General features: G+C 53.2%; 21 protein-coding genes. 10 read left to right on the top strand and 11 right to left on the bottom strand.

The genetic code is table 11. The features are described 5' to 3' along the window. The first annotated feature begins 13 nt into the window (after positions 1-13). From HCX89_RS08030 to glnG, 3 genes are all read left to right on the top strand, one after another. Positions 14-559 (top strand): DUF4124 domain-containing protein, encoded by a 546-nt coding sequence (locus HCX89_RS08030; RefSeq protein WP_044735432.1) that lies wholly within the window; start codon positions 14-16, stop codon positions 557-559. Between the two features lie 115 nt (positions 560-674). Continuing rightward, positions 675-1733, top strand: coding sequence for a nitrogen regulation protein NR(II) (gene glnL / locus HCX89_RS08025; RefSeq protein ID WP_025889905.1), 1059 nt, complete (start codon positions 675-677; stop codon positions 1731-1733). 16 nt (positions 1734-1749) lie between these two features. Beyond that, entirely contained in the window at positions 1750-3153 is a 1404-nt protein-coding gene (glnG, locus tag HCX89_RS08020; RefSeq protein WP_115389428.1) for a nitrogen regulation protein NR(I), read from the top strand. A 71-nt stretch (positions 3154-3224) separates the two neighbouring features. On the opposite strand, the gene HCX89_RS08015 is transcribed toward glnG, so the two are convergent. The 3 genes from HCX89_RS08015 to HCX89_RS08005 form a co-directional block, all read right to left on the bottom strand. Beyond that, positions 3225-3779, bottom strand: coding sequence for a porin family protein (locus HCX89_RS08015; protein ID WP_062793401.1), 555 nt, complete (start codon positions 3777-3779; stop codon positions 3225-3227). Positions 3780-3914: 135 nt separating this feature from the next. Next, entirely contained in the window at positions 3915-4784 is an 870-nt protein-coding gene (locus tag HCX89_RS08010) for a cation diffusion facilitator family transporter (RefSeq protein ID WP_025010771.1), read from the bottom strand. Between the two features lie 45 nt (positions 4785-4829). Next, entirely contained in the window at positions 4830-5345 is a 516-nt protein-coding gene (locus HCX89_RS08005; RefSeq protein ID WP_167715627.1) for a Spy/CpxP family protein refolding chaperone, read from the bottom strand. Positions 5346-5553: 208 nt separating this feature from the next. On the opposite strand from HCX89_RS08005, the gene HCX89_RS08000 reads away from it, so the two are divergent. Continuing rightward, positions 5554-6240 carry a response regulator gene (locus tag HCX89_RS08000; protein ID WP_025010769.1) on the top strand — a complete coding sequence of 229 codons (687 nt, stop codon included), beginning with the start codon at positions 5554-5556 and terminating at the stop codon, positions 6238-6240. Then, the gene (locus tag HCX89_RS07995) at positions 6240-7607 is read left to right on the top strand and encodes an ATP-binding protein (RefSeq protein WP_096142111.1); all 1368 of its coding nucleotides are present in this window, start codon (positions 6240-6242) and stop codon (positions 7605-7607) included. The genes HCX89_RS08000 and HCX89_RS07995 overlap by 1 nt, the downstream gene beginning before the upstream one ends. Here HCX89_RS07995 and HCX89_RS07990 read toward each other — a convergent pair. Beyond that, positions 7585-8259: a TetR/AcrR family transcriptional regulator gene (locus HCX89_RS07990; RefSeq protein ID WP_044735437.1), complete on the bottom strand. Its 675-nt coding sequence runs from the start codon at positions 8257-8259 to the stop codon at positions 7585-7587. The two genes, HCX89_RS07995 and HCX89_RS07990, sit on opposite strands and share 23 nt — an antisense overlap. A gap of 122 nt (positions 8260-8381) precedes the next feature. On the opposite strand from HCX89_RS07990, the gene HCX89_RS07985 reads away from it, so the two are divergent. Continuing rightward, the gene (locus tag HCX89_RS07985) at positions 8382-9248 is read left to right on the top strand and encodes a LysR family transcriptional regulator (RefSeq protein WP_167715625.1); all 867 of its coding nucleotides are present in this window, start codon (positions 8382-8384) and stop codon (positions 9246-9248) included. A 39-nt stretch (positions 9249-9287) separates the two neighbouring features. Here HCX89_RS07985 and HCX89_RS07980 read toward each other — a convergent pair whose 3' ends face one another. From HCX89_RS07980 to HCX89_RS07960, 5 genes are all read right to left on the bottom strand, one after another. After that, on the bottom strand, positions 9288-10532 hold the full coding sequence (locus HCX89_RS07980) for a hypothetical protein (protein WP_167715623.1): 1245 nt from the start codon (positions 10530-10532) through the stop codon (positions 9288-9290). 266 nt (positions 10533-10798) lie between these two features. Then, positions 10799-11152 carry a cytochrome c3 family protein gene (locus HCX89_RS07975; RefSeq protein WP_044735439.1) on the bottom strand — a complete coding sequence of 118 codons (354 nt, stop codon included), beginning with the start codon at positions 11150-11152 and terminating at the stop codon, positions 10799-10801. Between the two features lie 26 nt (positions 11153-11178). Beyond that, complete coding sequence (locus HCX89_RS07970) at positions 11179-12699, bottom strand: flavocytochrome c (protein WP_167715621.1); 1521 nt, start codon at positions 12697-12699, stop codon at positions 11179-11181. Between the two features lie 421 nt (positions 12700-13120). After that, on the bottom strand, positions 13121-14104 hold the full coding sequence (locus HCX89_RS07965) for an MDR family oxidoreductase (RefSeq protein ID WP_167715618.1): 984 nt from the start codon (positions 14102-14104) through the stop codon (positions 13121-13123). Between the two features lie 208 nt (positions 14105-14312). After that, a complete protein-coding gene (locus HCX89_RS07960) occupies positions 14313-16130 on the bottom strand; it encodes a sigma-54-dependent Fis family transcriptional regulator (protein WP_167715616.1) in 1818 nt (605 codons plus the stop codon). A 247-nt stretch (positions 16131-16377) separates the two neighbouring features. Between HCX89_RS07960 and HCX89_RS07955 the strand changes: the two genes are divergently transcribed. The 3 genes from HCX89_RS07955 to HCX89_RS07945 all read left to right on the top strand — a co-directional run bounded on the left by HCX89_RS07955 (position 16378) and on the right by HCX89_RS07945 (position 21555). Beyond that, positions 16378-17898, top strand: coding sequence for an aldehyde dehydrogenase family protein (locus HCX89_RS07955; protein ID WP_071238011.1), 1521 nt, complete (start codon positions 16378-16380; stop codon positions 17896-17898). Between the two features lie 196 nt (positions 17899-18094). After that, positions 18095-20959, top strand: coding sequence for a TonB-dependent siderophore receptor (locus HCX89_RS07950; protein WP_025010761.1), 2865 nt, complete (start codon positions 18095-18097; stop codon positions 20957-20959). Between the two features lie 131 nt (positions 20960-21090). After that, positions 21091-21555 carry a tRNA (cytidine(34)-2'-O)-methyltransferase gene (locus tag HCX89_RS07945; RefSeq protein WP_025010760.1) on the top strand — a complete coding sequence of 155 codons (465 nt, stop codon included), beginning with the start codon at positions 21091-21093 and terminating at the stop codon, positions 21553-21555. Position 21556: 1 nt separating this feature from the next. Here the strand turns inward: HCX89_RS07945 and HCX89_RS07940 are convergent, their stop codons facing one another. Both HCX89_RS07940 and HCX89_RS07935 read right to left on the bottom strand, forming a co-directional pair. Continuing rightward, positions 21557-22096 carry a hypothetical protein gene (locus tag HCX89_RS07940; RefSeq protein WP_167715614.1) on the bottom strand — a complete coding sequence of 180 codons (540 nt, stop codon included), beginning with the start codon at positions 22094-22096 and terminating at the stop codon, positions 21557-21559. Continuing rightward, complete coding sequence (locus HCX89_RS07935; RefSeq protein WP_129979781.1) at positions 22053-22616, bottom strand: hypothetical protein; 564 nt, start codon at positions 22614-22616, stop codon at positions 22053-22055. Before HCX89_RS07935 ends, HCX89_RS07940 begins: the two co-directional genes overlap by 44 nt. 276 nt (positions 22617-22892) lie before the next feature. Between HCX89_RS07935 and HCX89_RS07930 the strand changes: the two genes are divergently transcribed. Further along, positions 22893-23870 carry a hypothetical protein gene (locus tag HCX89_RS07930; RefSeq protein WP_144218609.1) on the top strand — a complete coding sequence of 326 codons (978 nt, stop codon included), beginning with the start codon at positions 22893-22895 and terminating at the stop codon, positions 23868-23870. Positions 23871-23897: the final 27 nt, after the last annotated feature.

Genomic DNA, 23897 nt, shown 5'->3' with positions numbered 1-23897 from the left:
AAGGGAAGTCTTTATGCGTACTCTGATGATAATCAGCCTGGCATTGCTGTCGCTGGTTGCCCAGGCGACTGTCTATAAGTGGGTCGATAAAGATGGCAAGGTGCATTACAGCGATGAACCCAACCCCCAAGCCCAGGCAGTGGAATTCACCGACAAGACCCAGAATCAAATAAGCCTGGAAACGCCTAAACCTCTGCCCGATCCCATAGAAGTGGAACAGGTCGGCTATGCGTTAAAGATACTTTCACCACAGCATGAGGAAACCATTCGCGATAACGCCGGTGATTTTCAGGTTCAGGTAGAGGTAGAGCCGGAGCTGGCTTCGGGTCATTTTCTGCAACTCTACATAGATGGTATCTCCTCCAGCGACGCTCAGCGCAGCAATCTCTTCCAGCTCAAGGACATCGACCGCGGCGAACACACACTGCAACTCAAGGCAGTGCAACAAAACGGCAAAGTCCTTGCATCCAGTAGTCCCATAACCATTTTTCTGCACCAAGCCGGACTGATGCAACCCGCCTTCCCGGCACCCGGGAAAGGCCCAAAGCCAAGTAACTAACGTTATTTCAATAAATTAGCTACTTGGCTTTTCGAGTTAGTCCACAGAGTTGTTGGCTTGCGGCCTGCACCGAATTGGTGCACCATTATGGTGCAATCCTGCTATGGGAAACTCAATGGACACAAATATCCTGCTCAATCATCTGGCAACTGCCGTTCTGGTCATCGACAGTGACCTGCTTCCCAGCTATGCCAACGCCGCTGCCGAGCAGTTGCTGGGCGTCTCCAGCCACAGGTTGCAGGAGCAGGTACTGACAGAGCATCTGCATGCCATAGGAGTTGAACCCAGAGTGCTGCAAAGCGCGGTGCTGGAACGTCAAGGGCTGACGGTCAATACCGCCCAGCTCATCAGCCTGGATGGCCAGCATCACACTGTGGATATGACACTGATCCCTCTGGAGCAGGGAGAACAGCTCAAACCCTTGAGCCTGTTGGAACTCAGGCAGGTGGATCAGCAGCGGCGCATTCACCAGCAGTTGACCCTGGATGCCCAACAGCAGGCGGCTCAATATCTGGTGCGCAATCTGGCCCATGAGATTAAAAACCCGCTGGGTGGACTGCGCGGCGCGGCGCAGCTGTTGTCCCGCGAGCTTAGCGAGCCGCAGCTCAAGGAGTTCACCACACTCATCATAGAGCAGGCCGACAGATTACGCGCCCTGGTCGACCGATTGCTGGGGCCGCAGAAACCATCGCAGCACAAGCTGCAGAATATCCATCTGGTGCTGCAAAAGGTGATCAACCTGGTGAGTGTGACCCTGCCGCAACAGATACATCTGCGCCAGGATTACGACCCCTCGATTCCGGACTTGCCTATGGATGAAGATCAACTGCAACAGGCAATCCTCAACATAGTGCAAAATGCAGTACAAGCCTTGGAGCATCAGGGCGGCGATATCATGATCCGCACCCGCACTGCCCATCAGGTCACCATAGGCAACCAGAGACACAAGTTGGTGCTGGTGCTGTCAATCATAGACAACGGCCCGGGTATTGCCCCGGAACTGGTGGATACCCTGTTTTACCCCATGGTCACAGGCCGCAAGGACGGCAACGGCCTGGGGCTATCCATCGCCCACAATATTGCCAGGCTCCACGGCGGCCGTATCGACTGCGATTCGGCCCCGGGACACACAGAGTTCAGCCTGACATTGCCGATCAACAACCACAGCGGCTAACAAGAGAGGAAACAATATGAGTGAACAGGTTTGGATCCTCGATGATGACAGTTCAATTCGTTGGGTGCTGGAACGGGCACTGCAAGGCGCCAAACTCAGCTGCGCCAGCTTTGCCGCCGCCGAGTCGCTGTGGCAGGCGCTGGAAATCTCCCAGCCCAGAGTCATAGTCTCGGATATCCGCATGCCGGGGACCGATGGCCTCACCCTGCTGGAGCGTATCGGCCTACATTATCCCCATATCCCGGTGATCATAATGACGGCCCATTCTGATCTCGACAGTGCCGTCAGCGCCTATCAGGCCGGGGCATTCGAGTATCTGCCCAAACCCTTCGACATAGATGAGGCGATTGCCCTGGTAGAGCGGGCGCTCAACCATGCCACAGAGCAGGCACCTGTGGCAGCCGAACCTCAGGTCAAGGCACCTGAGATCATAGGCGAAGCCCCCGCGATGCAGGAGGTGTTTCGCGCCATAGGCCGTTTGTCGCGCTCATCTATCAGTGTGCTGATCAACGGTCAGTCAGGTACGGGTAAGGAGTTGGTTGCCGGGGCGCTGCACAAACACAGTCCACGCAAAGACAAACCCTTTATCGCCCTCAATATGGCGGCCATCCCCAAGGAGCTGATCGAATCCGAGCTGTTCGGCCACGAGAAAGGCGCCTTCACCGGCGCCGCCAATGTGCGTCAGGGCCGGTTTGAACAGGCCAATGGCGGCACCCTGTTTCTCGATGAGATAGGCGATATGCCGCTGGACGTACAGACCCGGCTGCTGCGGGTGCTGGCCGATGGCCAATTCTATCGGGTCGGCGGCCACTCTCCGGTGCAGGTCGATGTCAGGATCATTGCCGCAACCCACCAGGACCTGGAACAACTGGTACTCAAGGGGGGCTTTCGGGAAGACTTGTTCCACCGCCTGAACGTGATTCGAATCCATCTGCCACCGCTATCACAGCGGCGGGAAGATATTCCGCAGTTGGCACGCCATTTCCTGGCCAGTGCCGCCAAAGAGATTGGGGTAGAGGCCAAAATACTCACCCCGGAAACTGCCGCCAAGCTGCAGCAACTGCCCTGGCCCGGCAACGTGCGTCAGTTGGAAAATACCTGCCGCTGGTTGACCGTGATGGCCTCGGGCCAGGAAATTATCCCTCAGGATCTGCCGCCTGAGCTGTTCAAGGAGCCCAAGGCACCTCAAGGCAGTGCCGGCCCGTCCCAGGATTGGCAAAACGCCCTGAAATTGTGGCTGGATATGCGCCTGTCACAGGGCGAGAGCGATCTGCTGACCGAAATCCAACCCGCGTTTGAGCGCATCTTGCTGGAAACCGCACTGGAGCATACCCAAGGCCACAAACAGGAAGCCGCCAAACGCCTGGGATGGGGCCGCAATACCCTGACCCGCAAGCTTAAAGAACTGGCAATGGACTGACCCTGCGTCGGAGACCTTCCCGCAATAAAAAAGGATGCCAAATGGCATCCTTTTTTAACTGAACAGCGATATCAAAACTGCCAGTGTAGCCCCAACGCCAGGTTGGACATGTCTGTGTCCAGATCGCGGGCGCCATAATTGAATTCAGAATCCAGCTCTACCTTGAGCATTTCATAACCCAGACGCAGATGTAGGCTCTCTGTCAGAGCGGCGTCCAGCCCCAAACCATAAAGCCAACCATAGCCGTCAAAATCCTCTTCCCAGTAACCGTTATCGACACGCACCAATCCGCGGGCAATACCCGCCTTGGCATAGAGGGAAAAGGTGTCATTAAGCTGCCAAGTAAACTTGGGCGCTATGCTGGTGTAACCGCTGAGGATATCCAGATTGTCGCTATCCAGGTTGTCTGCCACCAAGAGGTTGGCCTCGAGGGCAAACCAGGAGTTGAACCGGTAACCACCGTAAGCGCCGAAGCCTACTCCGGACTCGCTGAAGTTACTATCCTTGAGCTCAAGCTTTCCCTGGCCAATCTGGCCGCCTACATAAAAACCTGAGTCGTCCTGAGCCTGAGCCAAAGGTGCGGCCGCCATAGAGACCACGAAAGCCAGTGCTGCTGCTTGTTTCATTGATAAATCCTTTTAGCGATTGAAAGTCGCAGTGATATTAATAGAAACAAACAGTTGCAACAATATTGCTGCAAAATTAAACCCTTTTTGTCAGCAGGCGTTCAGCCAGAAACCCTAATGTGCCATGGCCGCCCGCTACACAGGATCCTGGTGAATGATCACCTCGGCATGGTCAAAGTCGGCGCGGATCCGCTCGCCTGTGGCCACAGCTATGGCATGGGCCTGTTGCAGGCTCAGGTCTTTGTCCAGCTCCAGATGCAGTTGAATAAAGGTGGTCTTGCCCGCCTGACGGGTACGCAAGTCATGAATGCCACGCACTTGAGTATCCTGCTCGGCCAATTGCCGAATACGCAGCCGGGTTTCATCATCAAGCTCCCGGTCAAGCAAGGCCTGAATCGAGCGATACCCCAGCGACCAGGCTTGTTGACCTATGTAAAGGGCGATCAATACCGCAAACAGACCATCGGCCCACCACCAGCCGTATTGCGCCAAAACCAGCGCCAACAGCACGGCACCGTTGAGAAACAGATCTGACTTATAGTGCAGGGCATCGGCCTCGACCACTGTACTCTTGGTGGCCGCCAGCGCCCGTTTCTGCAGCATGACCAAGGCCAAGGTCAGCACTATGGCAATAATGGACACCACAACGCCCAAAGTGGCATGGGTCAAAGGCATGGGATTAACCAGGCGCTCGCCGCCGTGAAACAGCAGCAGGAATGCCGTCCCCATAATAAAGGCCGATTGGGCTAAAGACGCCAGCGGCTCAGCCTTACCGTGACCATACCTGTGCTCCTGATCGGCAGGCACCAAGGCATAGCGAATGGCAATAAAGTTGACTATGGAAGCCAGGGCATCGGCAAAGGAGTCGGTCAGAGAGGCCAGCATACTGGCCGACCCGGACCAGAGCCAGGCGGCCAGTTTTATCAGGATCAGGGTAATCGCGGTCGCCACTGCGGCGCGGCTCGCCAATTTAACCCAAAACTCGTAGCGGGAAGTCGTTGTCATTCAAGGGCTCAGCGGTCGGGAGTCACTGAGCCCATAGTAGCAGATTTAATCCTGGATAGGCTCAGGGCGCTCACCACCTCTATCCATACGCTCCTTGAACTTGGCTTGTTGTTCCGGAGTCAGCAGGTTATAGATCTGGTTGTGCAGCTTCATCCGCTCCAGCATGTGTTGTTCACGCACCTGCTGACGCTGCTCGATAATCTCTTTGGCCTTGGCTTCATCGAAGTTGCCTGAGGTCATCAGTGCCTGCATTTCGGCTCTGTGCGCTGCACGGGTTTCCTTGTCAGGACGTGACATGCTGCTTCTGTGCTGGTCCATCAACGCCTTAATCTCTGTTTTCTGGGCGTCGGTCAGATCCAGACCTCGTAGGCCAAACATGCCGAAATGGCCCTTGCCGCCTTTCATATGGTGATAGCCGCGCTCGCCCTTCATGTGATGATAACCACGGTCGCCGTCACGGTGTGGGCAATCGCCGTAGCCGTCACCGGCTTGTGCCGCGCCAGCCATCAGAGTGGTGCCGGCAATCAGGGCCAGCAAGCTTGCTTTGATTGAAGTCTTCATAAGAGTATCCTCGTTCTCGGTCGGGAAGTATTTGACGTCTTCCAGTCTAGTCCTCTATGTGTAAGTGTGGGTTCAAACTGAGTAAAGCACTGTAAAGCTTGGTTATCCTGGTTGAAGATCCGTATCTTTACCCAGACTTACACAGCTAAACCGCAGTTGACTCAAAAGCGGGTATACTCGGCAGAGAGAAATTGTGTGAGGCGTATAAATGAGCCGAATTTTATTGATAGACGATGACCTGGGCCTGGCCGAACTCTTGGGGCAATTACTGGAGCTGGAAGGCTTTGAGCTGACACTGGCCCATGATGGTCAGAGCGGCCTGGAACTGGCGATTGCCAATGATTACGACCTGATCCTGCTGGATGTGATGCTGCCCAAGCTCAATGGCTTCGAAGTGCTCAGGGAACTGCGTGGCAAGAAACAAACCCCTGTGCTTATGCTTACCGCCCGCGGTGATGAGATAGACAGAGTGGTTGGCCTGGAGATAGGCGCAGACGACTATCTGCCCAAGCCTTTCAATGACAGGGAACTGGTAGCCAGGATCCGCGCCATCATACGCCGCGCCAATATCACCCCGCAGGACATTCCCCAGAGCGGTATTCAAACCATAGGCGATCTCAGCCTGGACTCCGCCCGTCAGGAAGCCTATTGCAATGAACAGTTATTGCTGCTGACCGGCACTGAGTTCAGCCTGCTCTACACCCTGGCCAATCAGGCCGGAGAACTGATAGGTAAAGACGAACTGAGTGAAACCGTGCTTGGCAAAAAACTGATGCCCTTTGATCGCAGCCTGGACATGCACCTTTCCAACCTGCGCAAGAAACTGCCGGAACGCAGCGACGGTCGTCCCAGGGTCAAGACCATACGTGGCAAAGGCTATATCTGGATCCCTTGATGAAGTCATTTTCCCTGCCCAATCGCCTCTTTATCAAACTGCTGCTGGGCTTTTGGCTCTGCAGCAGCCTGATCATTCTTGCTGTTGGCATGCTGCCGCTGCTGCAGCAAAACCATGACAGGGCCCCAATGCCGCCTAAACTGCGGGAGGTCTTGTCTCAGGTCGCCGATGAGCTGCAACAGGAACCGGCCAAGTTGAATGGCCGCTTTCTGCACCATTGGGAGCGCAGACGCAGCATGGAAGGCAAGCCAATTCGCATCTATCTGGTCAATGAGCAGGGACAGATAATCAACACTCACAGAGTGTCCAAAGGCATGCGCCGCTTTATGTTGATGGCGGAGGAAGCCAACGCACCCATTTCACACCAGTTTCGCGATGAACTGATATTCGGCCCGTTCGATTTTAAGGTTAACGGCACCCCCTATGCCCTTTATGGCCGGTTGCCGGATCACCACCCCATGCCCTGGTTCTTTTTCTTTATTGAACACAAGTTACTGACATTGTCGCTGGCGATTCTGCTTTCAGGGTTGCTCTGTGGTTTGTTGGCCTGGCACCTGGGCAAGCCGCTGCGTTCGTTGAAACAGAGTGCCAACGCTCTGGCGCTGGGGCAATTGAACAGCCGGGTCGACGATGCCACGGCCGGACGTCACGACGAAATCGGCGAACTGGCCCAGGCCTTCAACAGCATGGCGGCCGCCATCGAAACCATGGTCAATAATCAGCAGCGACTGATAAGCGACATCTCCCATGAGCTGCGAACTCCGTTGACCAGGCTGCAATTGGCACTGGCCCTGGCGCGCAAGAAGGGGATGGCCGGAGATGAAGCCGAACGTATCGCCTATGAGGCCGACCAACTGGAAAAAATGATTGCCGAGCTGCTGGAGCTTTCCCGGGTGAAGCTCAAGGCACAGGACAACAAGCTGAAGGTGGGGTTGGCCGAATCACTGAGCCAGGTACTGGACGATGCCGAATTTGAAGCCGAACAGCAGCAAAAGGAACTCAGCATCCTGATACCGGAAGAACTGGAGCTGCCCATCTACCCAAGACCGCTGTCACGGGCGATTGAAAACCTGCTGCGCAACGCCATCCGCTACTGCCGTACCCAGGTAAATATCTGCGCCGAGGCCAAGGGGCCATGGGTAGAGATAAGCATTACTGACGACGGCCCGGGTATTGAGGAGTCTGAGTTGGAGGCTATTTTCAAGCCCTTCTATCGACCGCATTCAGCCAGGGAAAGAGAGAGTGGCGGTTGGGGGCTGGGATTGGCCATTGCCGATGCCGCAGTGCAAGCCCACGGCGGCAATATCCAGGCAAGCAATCGCGCCCAAGGTGGGCTTGAGGTCGTCATCCATTTACCACGCGACTGAGACCTTCAGGCTCATACTCCAGACTGGGTTGGCGGCTTAGCCAGGCGGCAAACTGTTGCTTGGAGGGGCTGCGCTTATCTGAGTGCCCCATCAGATGGATCAGCGCATAACTGAACTGGTAATAGAGCTGCGGGTCGTCGTGGGCCTTGCAGGCATCGTCGGTATTGATCATGGCGCCACGCAGATAACTCATCACCAGCTCGACCCGATCGAATCCTGGCACCTCTCCCACAGCGGAAATGGTCTTGGCATTCCACTGCATATATTCATCGAAACGTCTTTCACAGCCATGCCGATAAAACTCGGTCGCCAACAACAACAGAGCTTGATTCGGCATTATCCGCTCAATGACAAATTTATTTGTCGACAAGACTTCATAGAGCCGCTGACAATGATGAAATATAAACCTTTCCAGAGGGTCTTTATATTGTATTTCATCCTGTTTGGCCTGCTTGAGCCAATACTCATATTCACTGCAAGCTACTGCCACCATGAGATCGGCTTCTGTAGTGAAATGATTATATACAGTGCCTTTGGATATTTGGCTGGCTTCAACAAGATGAGAACGACATAAACCAAAAGTCTTCTGTCCTCTTAAACAACGTTGCGCCACTTCAACCAAATAGTTTCCCCGTCGTTCCCATTTTCCCATTGGCCACTCCTGAGCAAAGCTTAAATACAAACTCTCCCAACTTCACAATAAAATAGTAACAAGCTTTCTGCGACTGCGATATTGAGTAATACTGATACCATTATGAGTCACGCCAATAGCCAATGTTAAAAATAGAATTGCTCGAGAGTTTTATTGCTGTGGCCGAATGCGGCAATTTATCCAAGGCTGCAGAAAAAATCTGTCGTACCCCGTCGGCATTGAGCTTACAGATCAAAAAGCTGGAAGAAAGTGTCGGTCAACCGCTGTTGCTCCGAGACAATCGAGGCGTGGTGCTGACCGAATCCGGCAATACCCTGCTCAACTACGCCTATAAGATGATGCAACTCAACACCCAGGCCCTGGATGAGCTGAAAGACTGCCAGAATCGCGAAGTGATTCGCCTTGGCGTTCCCACAGATTATATTACCTATTATCTGGACAACTGCCTGCTGGAATTTGTCCGTGAGTTCACCTGTATTGAGTTGGTCATAGACACAGATGTCAGCGGCAATCTGTATAAGCGGTTGCATCAAGGGGAATTCGACCTGATAGTGGCGACCCATTGGCAGCCTCCGGTGCAGGGAGAGCTCCTGTTCGAACGACGTTTTCATTGGGTGGCCGCCAAGAACGGCAGTGCTCATAAACGGGAAACGATTCCCATGGCACTTTACCCGGAAAACTGCCCCATCAGAGCTCAGGTGTTTGCCAACCACCAACTGTCGATGCGGCCCATCAATGTGCTGCTTTCTACCCCCTCACCCCAAGCCTTGTGCATGGCGGTTGAAAATGATTTGAGCATAGCTCCGATTGCCGAATTCAGGATCAACGACAAGATGCAGATCCTCGATCCCATAGAGCATGATCTCCCTCCCTTGCCCGTGTTTAATGAATCTCTCTATCTCAATCCGGAGAGCCAGACTGAAGCCTGCAATCAACTCATCGCCCTGTTGAAGGCCAATCTCAAAAACAGAAACACCACCGTAGAATAAGATGAAAGCCGACTCAATGCCGGCTTTCATCTTGATTAACTACCACTTGAGCTTACTCAGATCGCATTGAATGGTTTCGCCCTTTTTGGCCGGTGTGCCCGGCTGCTGCGCTGATTCACACAAGAGTGTTGTACCATAGTCATTGCGTGTGTCGTGGGCATTGCTTCTGGCCCAAACCGAGACTATCGCTCTCTCTTCCGGCTTGGCTTCACAGCTGCCATCAACATCGAAGGCATGGATGGTGTTCTGGTGAAAATACAACAGGGGATCGCGTTCGCTGCTGCCGGAAAGCCACATGGCATCGACATTGGGTTGCCCGGCATCGAAGCGGACCCGGCGCATCTTGTCATTCTCTTTTACAGTTTCCAACAAAGGTGAATCGGCTTTGACTGCCAGGCTCTTGAACTGATTGGTGCAAGCCGGCAGCCTCATGTTGTAGTACATTTCAGAAATGGCATGGTTGTGAAACGGGTAAAGAGTATCGACCGACTGTACTGTCATACCTACTTCGGCGCCGACTTTCTCACCATTGATGCTGTCAATTCTCAGTAGTCCCCAGTGACCGAAGATCTCTGCATAAGCATAACCGCCACGAACATTATTGAAGTTCTTGTCATTGCGCTTGCTTTCTTCGGCATACATGGGGAACCAACCGGCAGCGGCCCACAAGTTGGGCAAGGCGTTGGCGCTGATGTCATAGGGGAAAGCCGATGGCATCTTCACCTCATCACCTGTGACCATTTTGTAGAAGTTATCAGTAAAGATTTTTCCCTGCTTTTGCACCTGTTTATTGGTGACTTTCTGCTTGAAGAATTCATTAAAACTCATGCGTTTCGCCCACTGAGCCACCGGGGATTTTTGCTCCAGTTCCCCACCTGGGCTGTAGATCCAATTGACATCACGGCGAGCCCCGAAACAAGTTTTGGCACTTTGGGGATTGTGTAATACCTGATAGATATTTTTCACCATCAGCTGCATATCGCGGCGATCCATTACGCAGAACTTTTGTCCACCGGCGCTGGTGTCGTAAATAGCCTCATCCGAGTTCAGGCAATGAGCTTGCTCGCCATTGGTGAGCGCCTGGGCAAAGCCATTTAAATAACGCAAGGTTTCATCCCAGAGAATATCGACATACTTTTGATCTTGTTTGGAATACTCTGGCGTTTCACCCAAACAAACAAAGCTTGCATTTTCAATATCAGCCGGGTCTAAAAAATCCGGCAACTTTTCTGCCATCGCTGTATTGGAAATCAGCAGTGAAATTAATATTAGTTTCTTATTCATCACCTGGAACCTCAATTATATTTAGAGTAAATATCAGGCGAAGCATATACTTGGAATCCATTCCAAAAATGTTGTCTGAACACAGGCAACAAAAAAGATAACAGAATGAAAAAGAGTTGTGAGCCAGCAAACAAAAAAGGCCCACTTGTGATCAAGTGAGCCTATCATTGAATTAAAACAGCAATTGCAGGGACTATTTTAATCAAAGATATTTACGGGTCATGCTGCCGGTGGAGGAAACTTGAGGCAGCATATAAACCCTTTCATTATTCCTTATGTTTATCGTATTTAAAGGTATGGCAATTACTGCACAGAGGTTTTTTAGGCTGGTGTTCACCATGACACTCAACACAAGGCAGGTCTTTACCATAATGCAAGTTGTCATGGGGATTTTGCCATCTGTCCTCACCACTGCGGGCTGTCTTTTTTGCCAGCTCATCGACATCGTGGCACTTCAGGCAGGCACCATCTGAAGGGTACTGCTTAAGCCCTTGGTCGTGGCATACCTTACAATCCTTGCCTATCACTGCCTTGTGATAATCGCGCTGCTGAACGGCATGAACCGATACCGAAGTTAGCCCTGCCAACAGCAGTGCCCATACTAAGTTTGCTTTCTTCATTATTGAGTCCTCTCTCACCGTTCAATTCAGGCTTGCATCATGCTGCGGGCCGCAGTCATACCCATCACCATACATTCGGGGATAGAGCAGCTTCCCAGGCGGCTAACGCCATGGATGCCGCCACAGACTTCCCCTGCGGCATAGAGTCCGGCAACCGGCTTACCTGTGAGGCTGTCTTTGACTTCAGCCTTGGTGTTCACCTGGACTCCGCCCTGGCAGTAGTGCACCTTGGGCCATAGACGCACCACAGTGAAAGGCGCTTCAATATACTTATCTTTTGCCTTGGTCATGTTCTTGCCAAACTGCTTGTCTTCACCGCTATTGACATAGCGGTTGTACTCTTCGATTTGTGCCTTGAGTGGTTTCAAAGGCACCTCAAAGTGCTTGGCCAGTGCCTCCAGTGAGTCAAACTTCCAACCCACATTGTATTTGAGCACCTTGGCGGTATTGGGGTGCTGTTTGGAGTCCTTGTAGCTGGTGATCAAGATAGGTGGCAGCGGTTCTCCCTTGGCGTCGCGACAGGCCAACTCAGCATCGGCGCGGGTCTTGCGGTCGGCAATTTCATTCATAAAGCGCTTACCCGTCATGCGGTTAATCGCAATTGAATGAGGGAAGTTGAAGATGGAATAGTTGGAAACATAACCAAAACCGCCCTCATCGGGAGAGGCCCAGGGCCCGGACTGAATATGTGCCAGATGCACAGGCACAGCGCCGAGGCGGAACATCTCCAACATACCTTCACCTGTGGCGCCGGGAGTATTGGTACAACCCACTTCATGGGTCAGAGTCGGATCCTGCGCCATTCGCAGGCCGATATTCTGGGCAAAGCCACCGGTTGCCATCAAGACACCACGCTTGGACTTGATATACACCAAATTGCCAGAGTCCTCTTCGCCGAAGTAATAACCCTGACGCATCTTCACCCCTTCGACGCGACCATCCTTGCCGAGGACAAAGCCCTCAAACTTGGAGCGGTTATGGGTCTTGACTCCGATACGCTGGCACTCTTTATACAAAGGCTGGGTAATACCTGCGCCGCAACTGACCGCGGTTTGATAAGTACGGGCAACCGAGTGACCACCCAATTGTTGCAGGTAAGGATGGTATTCGGCGCCGGCATCCAGGGTCATCTGCAAGGCTTCCACCGCGTGTGAAGCCACATGACGCAGCAGTTCCTCATCGGCGATACCCCGGCCCGATTTCAACTGATCGGCAACCATCTGTTCTACTGAATCCTTGACACCTTCCTGTTGCTGCATAGGTGTACCCGGTGCGGCGAACAAGCCACCGTTAATGGCAGAGTTACCACCGAAATAAGGCATTTTTTCAAAGATATGCACATCTTTGGCGCCTTTGCGGGTAGCTTCAATGGCCGCTGCCAAACCGGCAAACCCTGAACCGATAATCAGCACTTCAACTTCTTTATCCCAACTCACACCCGTGGCTTTTTCCGATACAGCCAACACGGGAGCAGCCACGGCAACTCCGGCAGCGGCGCCAACGCCCTTAATAAAGTTACGGCGTCCCAGCAGATCTACTTTGCTCATCTGTCATCACCTTTTTCGTTTTAATCGACACTGACATCTTAGGGATGGAATCAATTCCAAAACGGGAGTTAAGCGTCAGTTGCTTTTTAAACAAAAGGGCAACATTTAAAAATGACATCTGGCTTGGGTTTTAACTGCAAAGCTGGACAAGTGACATTTTTTGGAATGGTTTCCAAACTTCGCCACAGCCCACAAGACAGGTAAGAAATCAGGGGGAAATGAGAGCGACAGATAAACCGCTATGACTTTAGCTCTTTCCCTAGCTCAAAAGCTAATCGAAGTCAAAGTTAGCCAAGCACCGACTCAATAAGAGGGAATATCAACAGAAAAGCTGGGGTGGAGCCGTATTGTTGGGGCCTAACTGTATTCAGGACAAGTCACAACAAACTGTTGGGGGCCCAGAGGCCCCTTTAGGCGAGTATCAGCCGACTTTAATCAGAGTGCGGCCGCTGATTTCACCTTTAACGATTTGCGCTGCGGCCTCGGGGACCTGCTCCAGAGTGATTTCATGGCAAGCCGCTTGATAGTAACTCTCAGGCAGCAAAGCCACTATCTGCTCCCAGGCAGCGCGGCGTTTGGCGGCCGGGCACTGCACCGAGTCTATTCCCAGTAGGCTGACGCCACGAAGAATAAAGGGCATTACCGTGGTTGGCAGGGCAAAGCCACCCGCCAGGCCACAAATCGCGGCGACCCCACCATAATTCAGTTGTGACAAGGCGCTGGCCAGCACCTTGTTCCCTACGGTATCCACTACGGCGGCCCAGCGCTGTTTATCCAATGGTCTGGCATCCTGCTCAAGCTCGCTGCGCTCAATTAAATCGCTGGCGCCAAGCTGCTTGAGCCAAGCCGCATTCTGCTCCAGGCGCCCTGTACTGGCGACAACCTTAAAGCCGAGTTTGGCGAGCAGCGTCACGGCCACCGAGCCGACCCCACCACTGGCACCTGTTACCAACACCTCACCATCTTCCGGTTTGATCCCAGCTTGCTGCAGCGCTTGTACACACAGCATGGCCGTGAGGCCAGCGGTGCCTATCATCATCGACTTGGCGGCTGTGCAGCCCAGTGGCATAGGCACCAGCCAGTCACCCTTGACTCTGGCACTCTCGGCCATACCGCCCCAATAGTTTTCGCCAACACCCCAGCCAGTGAGGATAACCTCATCACCTGGTTCATAATCCGGATGGGCCGACTCTCGCACCACACCGGCAAAGTCAATACCCGGTACCATGGGGAATTGACGAATAATCTTGCCAAGCCCGGTCACCGCCAGGCCGTCTTTGTAGTTCAGTGAGCTGTAGGCAACATCGACCAGGACATCCCCCTCAGGCAGATCGCTGTCCTCCAATTGGGTTATCTGGGCTTGGGTCCGTTTATCGTTTTGGGTCAATACGAGTGCCTTAAACATGATTACCGCTCCTGCTGTTGAAAATATGGATTCAAGACTAGTGGAAAAACCACCGCCGAGACATCGGATAATTCGCAGAGTGTCGAGGCGTGCAACTCATGGGCTATTTCGCGGCTTGGTTCACACTCAATAATCGAAATCTGTTGCCTCGGCCTCAATCATTGACTGTACCACTGCGAGCTTACTAACAAAATACCAACATCTAAAACTACTTCAGCGCCAACGCCTTAAGCTTACGGTATAGGGTGTTGCGACTAATCCCCAAACGGCGTGCCGCTTCACTGACGTTACCATTGCAGGCCAGCCAGGTGTCGCGAATTTGCATCTGCATTTGGCTGTGCAGATTGTTGCCCGGCGCGGGTGCCAAGCCGGCCATCGCCTCTTCTGCAGTACCCAAGGTCTGCTGCAGGCTCTCAGGCAGCGTTTGCCAGTTGAGTTCAGGGAACTCTTCGGCCATCAAACAGGCTACCTGCATCAGGTTATCCAGCTCCCGTAGGTTTCCCGGCCAATGATATTGCAGCAATCGCTGCTCCAGCACAGGACACAGGCTCTGGGGCCGAACTCGATAGCGCTGGTGCAATTTGTGGATCAGACGCCGCAGGTCGCTTCGCTGGCGCAATGCAGGCAGTGTGACCTGCAAGCCATTGAGCCGGTAATAGAGATCGGCGCGAAAGGCCCCCTGCTGCACCAATGCTGGTAAGTCCATATGAGTGGCGGCAATCACTTGAATGTCGACGCTGTGTGCCTGATTACTGCCAATGGGCACCACCTCGCGCTCCTGCAACACCCTAAGCAAACGGCTCTGGGCCGCTAGGGGCATCTCGCCTATTTCATCCAGAAACAGGGAGCCCTGGTGCGCCTGACGTATTTTGCCGACATATCCCTGCCTGGAAGCTCCGGTAAAAGCACCCGCCTGATAACCAAACAGCTCTGATTCCACCAGCTCCGCCGGGATCGCGGCGCAGTTGACCGCCACAAAAGGCTGCTGGTGCCTGGGACTTTGCACATGCAGCTGTTTGACAAACTGCTCCTTGCCCACTCCGGTTTCCCCCAGGATCAGCAAAGGGATATTTCGTGCCAACACCTTACGCGCCTGCTGCCAGGCTTGCTCCAACCTGGGTTCTTTAAAAACAGCGCTGCTTTCTCCGCTCTGGCTTTCTCTGCTCTGGCTTTCTCGGCTCTGGCTCGCTCGAACCACAGGCTTGGTATTTTGAGGTAACTCCAACGCCTGGGTTCTGAACACCAATCCCTGCTGCAAGCGGCCGCTGCCCCGACTCAATACCTGAGGGGACAAGGCCTGATGAATTTGGCCCAGGTTGATGCCTTTGAGCAACTGCCTTGCCATAGGGTTAGCGCCCAGCACCCGTCCATCAAGGTCGAGCACTAATACGCCTTGCCAGCCTGAATGCAACAGGGCCTGCTGCGGCGCCAGATCCAATCGAACAGCAGCGCCGGGGAGTCGGCACAATAAGGCCAGCTCCAACTGCTGCGCCAAACTGGACACCAAGATGGCTGTCTTTGGGGTATGGATTTGCTGCTCACTGGTGACATCCAAGGCTCCCAGCAACTCACCGTCCGGGGAAAACAGCGGGCTGGCGGTGCAACTCATAAATCTGTGGCTCTTGATAAAGTGCTGCTCACCGATAACCGAAACACACTGGCGTTCGCTGAGTGCCGCGGCTATGGCATTGGTTCCCTTGTATTGCTCCAGCCAGTTGACCCCGGTATCCAGGGCAATATTGGCAAGCTTTTGTGAGTAGCGGCTCACGCCCCAGTGCTGCAGCACAAAACCTTGAGGATCCGAGAGGATGAGCCGGCTCTGGGTTCGCCCCATAAGTTGATTGAACAGTGGCAGTGCACTGTGCTCCACGGCTTGCAGCAGCCTGCCATGGCGCTGGCGCCGCTCATCAAGAGCAGCAGTATTGAGCCTGAGTTCATCGGGTATGGCGGCGGGATTGAGCCCGGCCCCCTGGCAACGTTGCCAGGAAGCTGATAACCAGGATTGGGAATGGGTCTTGAGTGTCATAGCCCTGCTCCATTCTGGTACACCTGTGTGTACCTTTTTGCCACAGTTTGCGCGATAGACAACTCGAGTACCCGGCACCACGCCAAGATACAGCAATCGCAAATTTAGTTTTTCATCATACTGTTAGCACAATAAATGAACAAGCAGGCTCACACTGGCCCGGCCTTTGCGTTTACCTGAGCCAAGGCCGCTGTGGCCGAACAGATAAATACAAGAAAAATCTTTCAACAAGACGAGGAAACTCACCATGATTTATGCCCAACCCGGCACTCAGGGTGCCCTGCTGCAGTTCAAGGATAAGTACGACAATTTTATTGGTGGAAAGTGGCTCGCGCCGGTTGGCGGACAATACTTTGATAACCGTACCCCGGTCACCGGCGAAGTCTTCTGTCAGGCCGCCCGCTCTGACGCCCGGGATATCGAGTTGGCGCTGGATGCGGCCCATGCCGCCAAAGAGAGTTGGGGCAAGACTTCAGTCACCGAACGGGCCAATCTGTTACTGCGCATTGCCGATCGAGTAGAGCAGAGGTTGGAGATGCTGGCAGTGGCCGAAACCTGGGAAAACGGTAAGGCGGTCAGGGAAACCCTCAATGCCGATTTACCCCTGTTGGTGGACCACTTCCGTTACTTTGCCGGCTGTATTCGCGCGCAGGAAGGCAGCGCTGCCGATATTGATGCCACCACGGTCAGCTATCACTTTCCCGAACCTTTGGGTGTGGTTGGGCAGATCATTCCCTGGAACTTTCCACTCTTGATGGCGGCCTGGAAGATAGCCCCGGCACTGGCGGCCGGCAACTGTATCGTACTCAAGCCGGCGGAGCAGACACCGGTTTCCATCATGGTACTGCTGGAGCAGATTCAAGATCTGCTGCCTGCCGGGGTGCTTAATGTCGTCAACGGCTTTGGCGCCGAGGCGGGTCAAGCGCTGGCCACCAGCAAACGCATCGCCAAGTTGGCTTTCACGGGGTCAACCGAAGTGGGTTACCACATACTCAAGTGCGCCGCCGAATCACTGATCCCCTCGACCGTGGAGCTGGGCGGGAAATCCCCCAACATCTATTTCGCCGATGTCCTGGAACAGGAAGACGATTATCTGGATAAGGCGGTCGAAGGCATGTTGCTGGCCTTCTTCAACCAGGGTGAAGTCTGCACCTGTCCCAGCCGGGTACTGATCCAGGAGTCCATCTACGACAAATTTATCGAGCGGGTCATCGCCAGAGCCCAGAGTATCAAACAGGGAGATCCGCTGGATACCGACACTCAGGTCGGCGCTCAAGCGTCACAGGAGCAGTTTGATAAAATACTCAGCTATCTGGAAATTGGCCGCAATGAAGGCGCCAAAGTACTGCTTGGCGGTCAAGCCAACAATCTGCCGGGCTCCCAGAGTCAGGGCTATTATGTTACCCCGACAATACTCAGTGGCCATAACCGGATGCGGGTATTTCAGGAGGAGATCTTTGGCCCAGTCGTTGCTGTAACCACCTTCAAAGATGAAGCAGAAGCTCTCAGCATTGCCAACGACACTCAGTATGGTTTGGGTGCCGGCGTCTGGACCCGGGATATGAATCGGGCACAGCGGATGGGGCGGGGGATTCAGGCAGGACGGGTCTGGATCAACTGCTATCATGCCTACCCGGCACATGCCGCTTTCGGAGGATACAAAAAGTCAGGTATCGGCCGGGAGACCCACAAAATGATGCTGTCTCACTACCAAAATACCAAGAATCTACTGGTGAGTTACTCCACCAGTCCCTTGGGTTTCTTCTAAACCAAACACAGTAAAAACAAGCCCGGCTTCTGCCGGGTTTTTTATTACACAAATTTAATACAGTAAATTAACATTTACGAATGCAAAACATACCAGCAAATCAACTATTGAAAGAGATTTTTACAAATACTAGTATTGTTTAGCTACAACAAGAAACATAAATAACAATATCTAAACAATTTCATAGGGAGTTGGTATGTTAAAAGAGAAATTGCTGGCGAACGCCATTCGCTTTTCACTTTTTGCAGCAACGGGTTTTGCTTCTCTGGCAGTGGCCTCTCCGGCCATGGCAGAGGAACAAAATGAGCAGCAGATTGAAAAAATCCAGGTAACAGGCTCACGTATTCTGCGTGAAGGTGCGATAGCACCAAGCCCGGTTACCGTAATTTCAGGCGAGTCTCTGATCAAAACAGGGGCCGTGAACATAGGTGAAGCACTCAACGAACTGCCAGCTCTGGCAAACACTTACTCACTGGCCAACTCAGGAAGTTCTATCGGTACTGCCGGTTTGAACTTGCTGGATATGCGTGGCATGGGCGCCTCCAGGACTCTGGTACTGGTCGATGGCAAGCGTCATGTAGCCAGTAGCCCAGGTACTTCTTCTATTGACGTCAACACCATTCCAACCGAGTGGGTTGAGAGTGTTGAAATCATCACGGGTGGTGCCTCGGCCATTTATGGTGCCGATGCGGTTACCGGTGTTGTTAACTTCAAGATGAAGAAGAAGATTGAAGGACTGACAGCCTCAGCCGCCGCCGGTATCGCCGATGACAGCGACTACAATAACCAGCGCTTTAGCCTGGCCTATGGCTCCAACTTTGATAACGATCGTGGTAACGCCGCCATCTCGGTCGAATACGCTCAGCAAGACCGCCTGGAGATGCTGGATCGCGACCAAACCGCTATCTCATGGTCTTCACTGACCAACCCACCCGGTAGTGATACTTACAAGACCCTGTACCAGAATGCCGGTTATTGGGGTATCAGTAATGCAGGTACCGTTGGCTTCTACGGTGGCACCCCAGGTGTTTATACCTTCAAGCCAGATGGCACGCCGGTCGAAGTAGGAACAGGTGAATTCACCGACGGTGTACTCTGTGCCGGTGAAGGCTGTGACTATATCAACCTGCGTCAGTGGGAAGAGCTGCAACCTGAGTTTGATCGTACCACCATCAACTTCAAGGCCAACTACGACTTTACCGATAGCCTGAATGGTTATTTTGAAGCCAAGTGGAGCCGAACCAACGCCACCACTTCAGGGCAGCCGGCGTTCTTCTTCTTCGATCCGGACAACACTCTGGTTACCCGTGATAACCCCTACATCTCTGATGAATTGGGTGCTTTGATGGATCAGGCCGGAGAAGGTTATGTTGTGGTTAACCGCTTTATGACCGATATGGGGCCTCGCGCTGAAGATGACGAGCGTACCACTCAAAGGTATGTGATAGGTCTAAACGGCGTTGTACTGGAAGACTGGGAGATGGAAGCCTATGCCATCTATGGCCAGACAGAGCAGACCCGTACCAACTACAACAACCTGATCTTTGAAAACTTCCAGCAGTCAGTCGATGCCATCCGCGATCCTGTCAGCGGCGAAATCGTCTGTCGTGACGCAGATGCCCAGGCCGCAGGTTGTGTGCCAGTCAATCTGTTTGGCGATGGAGCAGTAACCCGCGAAGCTGCCGACTGGTTCAGCACTACCACTGAAGGTACCGCCAAGATTGAGCAGTATGTCATTGGTGGCTCTATGTCCAACTCTGCCTTGTTTGAACTGCCTGCCGGTATGGTTGGTTTCGCTTCCGGTATCGAATACCGCAAGGAAAAGAGTAAGAGTAAAGAAGATCCATTTGCCGCCACCGGCGCCACCTTCTTCAACGCCCTGCAAAGTGAAGGCGGCGATTTCGATGTCAAAGAAATCTATGCCGAGATCTCTGTACCACTGCTGGAAGACCTGCCTGGTATCCAGAACCTGACGGTCGATGGTGCTATCCGTTACGCCGACTACTCCACTATTGGCGATGCCACCAGCTGGAAGTTGGGTCTGGACTGGACCATCATAGATTCACTGCGTCTGCGTTCAACCCTGTCTACCGCTCTGCGTGCACCTAACATTGGTGAATACTATGGTGCCCAAGGCCAGAACTTCTTCAGTGTTGATGATAGCTGTAAAGCCAGTGAGCTGTCGGGTCTGAGCCCGGATCAGCAGGCGATTCGTGCAGCCAACTGTGCCGCTCTCGGTATTCCGGCTGACTTCGATTCCAACTATGACAGCGCCACCCTAGAAGGAGTTTCAGGTGGTAATGACCAGTTGGAGCCTGAAGAGTCTGACAGCTACACTGTCGGTCTGGTTTTCCAGCCTTCATTCGTTGAAGGTCTGGTGATGACTGTGGATTACTGGAACATTGAAATCACAGATGCTATCGCCAATATCTCTGCACAGAATATTATCGATCGCTGCGTGGATTCACCCACAGGTATCAACAACCAATACTGTGACTTGATCACCCGTGATCCCACCTCACACGAGATCACTAACATCACTCAGATTGTGCAGAACGTAGCCAAGCAGGAAGCTTCAGGGGTCGACTTTGAAGTCGGCTATGACTTCCCACTATTTGGCGGCGATCTGCGCACCAACCTGCTGGGTACTTATCTGATTGAACGCAACGAGTATCCTTTCCAGGATGATGCGACCGATTTTGAAGAGTATGCCGGCACTCTGGGTGAAGCACAGTGGCAAGGTCAGTTGGTGCTGAACTACAGCTACGACGCCTGGAACCTGAACTGGAAGACACGTTATCTGGACTCGGTAGATCTGTATACACCACAGTTCCGCGCCAACTATGACGTGCCTTACTCCAATGTTATGAGCTATGGTTCATACAGTGTTACAGACCTGTATGCCACCTATGCCATGGATAATGGACTGGAGTTCGGTCTCGGGGTGGACAATGTGTTCGACCGTGATCTGCCAGGCAGCACCACTGGTACAGGTGCAGGCAGTGCCAGCTATGACAACATAGGTCGTTTCTTCTACCTGACTGTCAAATACGAGATGTAAGCGATTACCTCGCCTGAAAAAGCCCCGTAAGGGGCTTTTTTACTTTCTAGCGACTTTGCATTCTCACTGAGAGAGTACACTCCTTAGCGGAATGGTATAATGCCCGCATCTGCATGCAATAAGGTAAACCCGTGTTCCACATCGCCCTCTATGAACCCGAAATCGCCCCCAATACCGGCAACATTATCCGTCTCTGCGCCAACAACGGCTGCGAGCTACACCTGATAGAGCCTTTGGGTTTTGATCTGGAAGAGAAAAAACTGCGCCGGGCCGGGCTGGATTATGGCGATCTGACCCGAGTAAACCGTTACCCGGATTTCCCGCACTTTCTCGCAGCCATGGCGGGCAAACGCATTTTGGCTTGCACCACCAAGGGCAGCCGGCCACATTCTGAGCTCGAGTATCGGCAAGGTGATGTGCTCTTGTTTGGCCCAGAGAGCCGCGGCCTGCCTCAGGAAATATTGCAGAGCATTGCTGCAGAGCACAGACTGAGGATCCCTATGGTGCCCTCCAGCCGCAGCCTGAACCTTTCCAACGCAGTGGCTATCATCAGCTATGAAGCATGGCGTCAACAGGGTTTCAGCGGCGCTAAATAAATCAGCGATGTTGCAGTGAGATGGCTCTGTAGGTTTGATAGCTATCCGAGTCCTCATCCAGATAGTGCAAATTCTGGCGCCAGAGCCAGCCGTCATTGTCGGCTTCGAATAGCAGTTGGATCAACGCCGGGCGTCCGCCGGACTGCCCTTCACCCAACAGGGAAAATCCGCGGCCCTGATGGTAAAGAGTGAAGGATTGAAAGCGTTCTTCGGTCACACCATCAAAGTACCAGAGCCCCACGCTGGGGTCTTGGTCTCTGAACCACCAGGTTTCACTCAGGGGATGGCGTGCCCCTTCACTGACGCTGAGTAACAACTGACGCTTGTCTTTACTGCAGATGGCATCCAGGCTGAGCTCCTTCGGGGGTTGTCCGCTTTGGGCGCCATCCCCCTGCCAATGGCCATTGAGCGCTTCACAGAATTGGCTAAAGGAGGCCTTGCCGGCCCAGGCGGGTTGCCAGGCCAAGGCCAGGGAAATAATAAACAGGCGTAGAAAATCAGAAGAGTTCGATATCGTTGTTGTTTTGCTTGAGATGTTCATCTTGATACTGGCTCAAAGCCTCGTGTAGTGGCATTCCCTGCAGCACAAGATCAAACATTTTGCGTTCACAGTCCAGCGAGTATGTCGACTTAATCGTACGCTGTAACATTTTCCAGGCATGTTCCGAGGTGCGACTATGCTCATCCCGCAGAACTTCCTCAGTCAGCGCCAGCCCGGTCACCACATGGTTGAGCCTTTGTGACAGGCGATCATAGAACTGAAAAGCCACTATGCCTTCATTGACCTTACCGGCCAGATGGCGGCCATGATCGCAGATCTCGGCCGGAGTATTCTCCTGAGTTTCCAACCAAGCATTCACCTCACGCAATTGCTCCGCCATGTCGGTAAACAGACTCCCTAAACCGGTGACATTGTGTTCACCGTCAGTCAGGGTCAACTCTATCTGAGCTATCGACAACAACAAGAGTTTTACCGTTTCCGAAATATGCAGCCATTGGGCCGAATCGAGTGAATCCAGAGTCGTGGGCGTTTCGAGCTGCTTGTTATCTGTCATGGTCATGGGGATCTCTGTGGCTGAGTGGCAGGCATAAAGAAGTTTAGGACATAAAACGCCTTTTGCCTCTTACCTGGCGCGGCCGGCAAACGGCAACCCGGTGTCGTGACTATGCGTTAGTGCCCGGAAGCTTTTTAACTCCGCCAAATCCCACAGTCGAACAGCACCTGGCTCAGAACAAAGTTTCCCGATAAACAAGCCGATAAATTTCTGTTTTCGTAGCAGATCTATTGCACAGTTTCTGCGACAATCAATGCCAATGCTGTTATTGCCGGAGATCTCATGCACAGACTCAAGAGCCGTATCATCAGAGAGTGGGATTTCAACCACAAAGGCTGGTTGCTGGAGGCCGCACGCTTCCTGGCACCGCAGTTATTGGCGCTGACTCTGTGGGACGAGTCAGAGCGTAAGCCGCTGCTGGCCATTTGGCCTACCGAGGCGGACTCCCCCGGCTTGCTGCTGGATCTCACCCAATTTAAGGGGCATCCCCAGGTCTGCCTCTGGCATCAACAACTCACCTTGGTGGATGAAACCGGGCTCTGGATCTGGGATTCACTGACAGAAGATAAGGCGCAGCACTACCCCTTTGCCAATCCGGATGTGCTTTCCATGACTGTGGAGCAGCAACACTTCCACTTTCTGCCATTGCAGCTTTGCCCGCTGGATGACAATCAACTGCTGCTGCGAATGAGTTCCCCCAATACCCGTAAGGGCCGAGCCATTTCCTGGTTATTTATCAAGGATGATCAGTGTCACTTGGTCAACAGATACAAGGAGCCGGACGAACCTGAGCTCACCGCCTTAAAGCCGGGCAGCCCACACTGGCTGGAAGAGATCCAGGTATGTGACAGGCAGATTTTCTGCCTCTGTCAGGGGCAGTCTGCAGCGGACAGTCAAGAGACAATATTGGCAGAGTACAGATATGGCCTGCCGGACAGCCTCTTTGGCAAGCTTTCCAAAATGCTCGGCAGTGGTCAGGAAAAAGATCTGCTCTTGCAGTCGTCTCGCCTTCTGGCGCCCGGCAGCGCCCGTTTCAGCAATTGTGGGCCACAGCTGTGGTTAAGAACCAAGGGCAACAATCGCTTCGAGTGTCATCCACTGGCCGAGGATCAAAGCGCCTTTGAACTGGCACTAACCCAGGTTCAAAGTCTCGGTGACATCAAACCGGCCAAGGCTCAGGTCAGCTTTATGGATGACAGGCTGTTTGTCGTGAACGACAAACGCAGGCTGAACTTGTGTGAAGTTCAAGCCCCAAAGTAAAAGCGCGTATGCAGAATGATATAAAAA

Source organism: Shewanella sp. Iso12 (assembly GCF_012030025.1).
GTDB lineage: Bacteria > Pseudomonadota > Gammaproteobacteria > Enterobacterales > Shewanellaceae > Shewanella > Shewanella algae.
The sequence above is the reverse complement of the archived record's forward strand: the minus strand, read 5'-3'. Positions and strand labels throughout refer to the sequence as shown.